The 3,126-nt window shown below is 61.1% G+C and carries 3 protein-coding genes and 1 pseudogene; all 4 read right to left on the reverse strand.

All coding sequences use genetic code 11. The features are described from left to right. Positions 1–891: DUF979 domain-containing protein (locus tag WCA53_RS29675; RefSeq protein ID WP_423919686.1), on the reverse strand; the 891-nt coding region annotated here is incomplete at its 3' end. Further along, complete coding sequence (locus tag WCA53_RS29680) at positions 888–1,607, reverse strand: DUF969 domain-containing protein (RefSeq protein WP_423919690.1); 720 nt, start codon at positions 1,605–1,607, stop codon at positions 888–890. The genes WCA53_RS29680 and WCA53_RS29675, both read right to left, overlap by 4 nt. A gap of 204 nt (positions 1,608–1,811) precedes the next feature. Next, a complete protein-coding gene (gene pxpA, locus WCA53_RS29685) occupies positions 1,812–2,552 on the reverse strand; it encodes a 5-oxoprolinase subunit PxpA (RefSeq protein WP_423919693.1) in 741 nt (246 codons plus the stop codon). Between the two features lie 20 nt (positions 2,553–2,572). Continuing rightward, a pseudogene (locus WCA53_RS29690) lies at positions 2,573–3,126 on the reverse strand (allophanate hydrolase); the annotation flags it as partial.

The raw sequence follows: 3,126 nt of genomic DNA on the forward strand, positions 1-3,126 counted from the left end.
CTGCACTTTGATCACCGCGTTTTTATCGGGTAGTTCGAGCAGCGCGACCGGCACCATGTTGAAGTTTGCCGCCATGGGGGTCATCAGCGTGCCGCAATAGCCGCAGAACATGCCGATTGCGACCATCGTGGCCGGATTGCCGTGGAATACGCCCACCAGGATGGGGACGCCGACGCCACCGGTCATCACCGGAAATGCGGCGAAGCCATTGCCCATGACCATGGTGAAAAGCGCCATGCCGATGCAGTACACCGCCACCGCGACGAACCGATAGTCCAGGTTCACATAGGCCGTCGTCACATACGCGACCGCCTTGCCCACGCCGGCGTCTGAAAAAACGAGACCGAGCATGCCCAGCATTTGCGGCAACACGGCGGCCCAGGAGAGGGCGTCGACGAGACGGCGCGTTTCCTTCATCGATTGCCCGACCGTATCGCGCGTCATCACGCATGCCACGCCAAGCGCAACGAGACAGCCGATGCCAAAGCCCATCAGCGTCACGTTCTTCGGATCGAGCAGGGGCTTGCCGCCGAACACGAGATAGCTCGCGCTAAGCGTCAGGATCACGGTCACCACGGGAATGGTCAGCGCGGGCACGAACAACTTGTTGCCCAGGCGCATCGCGCTTTTCCGACGGGCTTCCTCGGAGAGCATTTTTGCCTTGCCCGCCGTGACGCCGCCCAGGCCCGCGATCAGCGCCATTGCCACGACGAGAACGCCTACTACATCGGCGGGTAGCCAGTCACCGACCAGGAAAACCAGCGCATAGACGAGCCAGAAGGTACCGGCAGTGAGGCGTTTGGGATGCGTCTTGTCGGCGTAGATCATGCCGGCGACGATGACCAGCACAATCCCGAGCAGATAGAACAGATAGTTGATCGTGAGCGTCATACCTGTTCTCCGCGAAGGTTCTTGGTGAGTGCGCCGAGTTCGCGGTTGAGCCTTCGATCCAGCACCCAAAGCCTGAAGCCGTGGACGAGGAACGCGCAGATGGCGGTCGGGATACCCCAGACCGCGACATGAAGCGGTTCGACCACGATCCCGGCTTCCTTCAGGAACGTTGTCATTAGGACGATTGCGCCGAATGCCACGAAGATGTCTTCGCCGAAAAAGAGGCCGACGTTATCGGTGGCGGCCGAATAGGCGCGCAGGGTGTAGCGCGTTTTATCGGAGAGTTTGCCGAAGCGTGCTTCCGCCGCGCCTTCAGCCATGGGGGCGAGTAGCGGCCGGACCATTTGCGGATGGCCGCCCAGACCCGTCAATCCGACGGCGGCAGTCAGTTCACGAATGAGCAGATAGACAATCAGCAGGCGACCGACGGTCGCTGCCTTGATCCCGGAGATCCAGATTTGCGCGCGTTCACGCAGGCCGTGCCGTTCCAGTAATCCGATGACCGCGAGAGGCAAAAGGATGATGAGAGGAATGTTGCGTGTCTTGAGAAAGCCGGTGCCGATCGCGGCAAAGATGCGATCGACGGGAAAGTGTGCTGCGACGCCCGTGATGATTGCGGCGGCGGCCACGATCAGCATCGGATTAAAACGCAGGATGAACCCTGCGATGATCACGGCCACTCCAATAAGCGGCCATAGATTGACTGCGGTTCCCATGTGATCTCCAAGTCGATCGGGTAAGCCCCGGACCCCAGGCTTTTGGCCGGTCCCGGAATGAAAAGCAGCTCTAGCGGCCGCTTGAAAAAAACCTCGTGACTTGATAAGGATCACGAGGCAAAAGCGTTAAGCGACGACCGGGAGCCGCGCGCAGCGGCTCGCACCTGAAAACGAACCTAAAAAGTTCGACGAGAACGGGTTGAATCAAACCGAAGCCGTCACGGAAATACCTGACGTTTCGAGCGCGCCACGAATCCTTTTGGCAAAAGCCAGCGCATGGTCGCCGTCACCATGAAGACAGACGGTTTGGGCATGGATGGACACCCATTCCCCGCTGACAGCCCGCACCTGGCGATCTTTCGCCATGACCAGGACCCGGGTCAGCACTTCCTCCTCGTCGTCCAGGAGCGCACCCGGTTGCGAGCGCGGCACGAGCGACCCATCCGCCCGATACCCACGGTCCGCGAAAACCTCTTCGATCGCGACCAGCCCCACTTCCCGAGCGGCGCTCACCAGCTTGCTGCCCGCCAGTCCGAACACCCGCAATGCAGGATCGAAATCCCGCACCGCCGTTACGATCGCCTCCGAAATGGCCTGACTCTTCGCTGCCTGGTTGTAAAGCGCCCCATGCGGCTTGACGTGCACGACCTTGCCGCCTTCGGCCCGGGCGATGGCCGCCAGCGCGCCCATTTGATACAACATGCCCGCGTAGATCTCCTCGGGCGGCAAGTCCATTTCCTTGCGTCCGAAATTTTCGCGGTCATAGAAACTCGGATGCGCGCCGATAGCCACGCCCTTTGCAACCGCCCATCGGACGCATTCGCGCATGGCCGATGCCCCCCCGGCATGCCATCCACACGCGATATTCGCTGAACTCACCAGGTCGAGCAGCGCTTCGTCGGAGCCACATCCTTCGCCGAGATCGGCATTGAGATCGATATTCATGTCAGTTTCCTAATCAATATTCAGCGGGCGCAGCGTTCCGCGTGCATCGCGATTGCCGCTTCCACTTGTTTCACATACATGCGTTCGTTGGCCAGCGCGTGGCGCGCGGCGTCCATCGTCGTTTCGATAAAGCGCACGCCGCCGTTCAACCGTGCCTGCGCGAGTTTCCACAGATCGGCTTTGATGACCGACGCAATTTTCGGGTAACCGCCCGTGGTTTGTGCGTCGCCCATGAGCACGATCGGCTGGCCGTTTGGCGGTACTTGAATCGTGCCCGGCAGGACGGCGTGAGACAGCAGGTCGGCTTTATCGGCGCGTTCCAGCACGGTGCCGGCGAGCCGGAAACCCATGCGATTGCTGTTCGGCGTGATCGTCCATTCTTCGTTCCAGAAATCGCGCTGGGCCGTCTCCGTGAAGGTCTCGTATTCCGGGCCGCGCAGCACGCGGATGGGCAGCGACCATGAATTGCCGGCGGTGTGCTTGCCGCGGCGGATGGGTTCGTCGACATGCACGAACCTGCACCACGCGGGCGCTTTCACGCCAAACGCCGGTTCCGCCGATGACAACGCGGAGC

The sequence above is a fragment of the Caballeronia sp. genome (assembly GCF_049581465.1).
In the GTDB taxonomy this organism is placed as follows: Bacteria; Pseudomonadota; Gammaproteobacteria; order Burkholderiales; family Burkholderiaceae; genus Caballeronia.